Annotated in this window: 3 protein-coding genes; 2 read left to right on the plus strand and 1 reads right to left on the minus strand. The window is 69.7% G+C overall.

The annotated features are described in order from the left end of the window. The coding region (locus tag ABZ646_RS44215; protein ID WP_360532766.1) for a MerR family transcriptional regulator at positions 1-590 on the minus strand (590 nt) is incomplete at its 3' end. Positions 591-784: 194 nt separating this feature from the next. Here ABZ646_RS44215 and ABZ646_RS44220 point away from each other — a divergent pair. Both ABZ646_RS44220 and ABZ646_RS44225 read left to right on the plus strand, forming a co-directional pair. Beyond that, positions 785-2,236 carry an amino acid permease gene (locus ABZ646_RS44220; protein ID WP_360532769.1) on the plus strand — a complete coding sequence of 484 codons (1,452 nt, stop codon included), beginning with the start codon at positions 785-787 and terminating at the stop codon, positions 2,234-2,236. A 42-nt stretch (positions 2,237-2,278) separates the two neighbouring features. Further along, positions 2,279-2,770: a macro domain-containing protein gene (locus ABZ646_RS44225; protein WP_360532772.1), complete on the plus strand. Its 492-nt coding sequence runs from the start codon at positions 2,279-2,281 to the stop codon at positions 2,768-2,770. Positions 2,771-2,823: the final 53 nt, after the last annotated feature.

A 2,823-nucleotide genomic window follows, 5' to 3' on the forward strand; every position in this document is an offset into this window, starting at 1 on the left:
GCCCGCTCCGCGACCTCCGCCCGCAACAGCTGGGACAGCTCGTGGGCCGCGGCCCGCGAGTGCTCGATCAGGACCGTGCGCGCGGCCAGGATCGCCTTCTCGGACAGCGGCACGTCGAGAAGCCGCACGGCCAGCCGGAACAGACCGGGGTCGACGCGGTAGGCGTCGCCGTCGGGCCGTACGACGTCCATGGCGACGAGCCGCTCGACGTCCGGCCCGTCCAGCGGGCGGCCGGCCCGGCGCCGCAGTTCCTCGGCGGTCACCGTCTCCTCGGCGTCCGGGGCCCAGGAGGCGACCGCGGCCCGGTGGATGGCAAGGTCGTGATCGCTCAGGCCCGGCGGCAGCTGCCGCAGATAGCGCTCGATCGCCGCCAGCGTCATGCCCTGGTGCTGCAACTCCTCGATCAGCGCCAGCCTGGCCAGGTGCTCCCGCCCGTAGTGCCCCACCCGTCGCGCACCGATCACCGGCGGCGGGAGCAGACCCCTGGTGCCGTAGAACCGGACCGTGCGGACCGTGGTGCCGGCCCGCGCGGCCAGCTCGTCGATCGTGAGCGCAGGCTCCCCGGACGCGCTGCCGGTGTCGGTCGTCATGTGCAGCAGTATCGCTGTCACACCGGCACTGCGACACCGTGAGAAGTCCCGCTCTGTGATCCGCGTCATCGCATGTGCCCCGGTGTCCGGGGGAAGGTTGCGCCTTGGTCTGTGCCCCCACCGAGCGCGCCGACCGAGTACGTCCGGACACCTGAGCGCGATCCGCTCGGGCGCACCAGAGAGTGGATCCACCTGTGAGCAAGGACGCCGTCGACACGGCACAGGCCGTCGCCACCCGGACCGACGGGGCACGGACGCCCGCGGACGCGGGCGACGCCGGCTACAGCAAGGACCTCAAGCACCGCCACGTCAACATGATCGCCATCGGCGGTGCGATCGGCACCGGCCTCTTCCTGGGCGCCGGCGGACGCCTGCACAGCGCCGGCCCGGCACTCGCCCTCGCCTACCTGGTCTGCGGCATCTTCGCCTTCTTCGTGGTCCGGGCCCTCGGCGAGCTGGTCCTGTACCGCCCCTCCTCCGGATCCTTCGTGTCGTACGCGCGCGAGTTCCTCGGTGAGAAGGGCGCCTACGTCGCCGGCTGGATGTACTTCCTCAACTGGTCGACGACCGGCATCGCCGACATCACCGCGATCGCGCTCTACACGCACTACTGGAGCATGTTCACGAGCATCCCGCAGTGGACGCTCGCGCTGATCGCCCTGGCCGTGGTGCTCGCGGTGAACCTGATCTCCGTGAAGATCTTCGGCGAGATGGAGTTCTGGTTCGCGATCATCAAGGTCGCCACCCTGGTCGGCTTCATGCTGATCGGCATCTTCCTGCTCGCCACCCGGCACAAGGTCGACGGCACGTCGCCGGGCCTGAGTGTCATCACCGACCACGGCGGGATCTTCCCGCACGGCCTGATGCCGGTCGTCCTGGTCATGCAGGGCGTGATCTTCGCGTACGCGGCCCTGGAACTCGTCGGCGTCGCGGCCGGCGAGACCGCCGAACCGGAGAAGGTCGTCCCGCGCGCGGTGAACTCCATCATGTGGCGGGTCGGTCTCTTCTACGTCGGTTCGGTCGTTCTCCTCGCCCTGCTGCTCCCCGGTTCGGTCTACTCGGCCGACGAGAGCCCCTTCGTCACGGTCCTCTCCAAGATCGGCGTCTCCGGCGCGGGCGATGTGATGAACCTGGTGGTCCTGACCGCCGCCATGTCCTCCCTCAACTCCGGCCTGTACTCCACGGGCCGCATCCTGCGCTCCATGGCGGTCGCGGGCTCCGCCCCGAAGTTCACCGCCCGTATGAACCGCAGCCAGGTCCCCTACGGCGGCATCCTGCTGACCTGCGCGGTCTGCGTGCTCGGCGTCGGCCTGAACTACCTGGTGCCCAGCCAGGCCTTCGAGATCGTGCTGAACATCGCCTCCCTCGGGATCATCAGCACCTGGGTGATCATCATGCTCTGCCACCTGGTCTTCGTCCGCCGGGCGAAGGCGGGCCTGGTCGAGCGCCCGTCGTTCCGCCTCCGCTTCAGCCCGGGCACCGAGCTGGCCACGGTCGCCTTCCTGCTGCTCTGCCTCGGCATGATGTGGAACGACCCGGCGGTCGGCCGCAAGACCCTCCTGCTCATCCCGGTGATCGCGGCCCTCCTGGTGGCGGGCTGGTTCGGCGTCCGCCGCCGGGTCACCGCGACGACCGAGCAGAAATAGCAGGTCAGCGCCGCTGTCAGTGGCATCGCCTAGGGTGACGTCATGTCGGAGATCACATACGTCCGGGGTGACGCCACCACGCCGTCGGGCAAGGGCGTCAAGGTGATCGCCCACGTCTGCAACGACCTGGGGGGCTGGGGGAAGGGTTTCGTCCTGGCGGTCTCGCGCCGCTGGCCGGAGCCGGAGAAGGCGTACCGGGCCTGGCACCGCGACCGCGCGCACAACGACTTCGCCCTGGGCGCGGTCCAGTTGGTGCGCGCCGACCGCTTCACATGGGTGGCCAACATGATCGGCCAGCGTGGCACCAGAACGGGCAGCAAGGGCGTCCCGGTCCGCTACGAGGCGATCGACACGGCGCTGGCCACCCTGGCCGACCGAACCCTCGAACTCGGCGCGTCGGTCCACATGCCCCGCATAGGCTGCGGCCTGGCAGGCGGCACATGGTCCAGAATCGAGCCCCTGATAAACGAACGCCTGCTGACCCGGGGAATCCAGGTCACGGTCTACGACTACGGCACCGAATCGCCCCTTTAGGGGCGCTGGGGGTACCCCCGGCCGAAGGCTGGGGGAGGAACTGCGCGACCAGC

The organism is Streptomyces sp. NPDC007162 (genome assembly GCF_040634175.1).
Classification (GTDB): Bacteria; Actinomycetota; Actinomycetes; order Streptomycetales; family Streptomycetaceae; genus Streptomyces.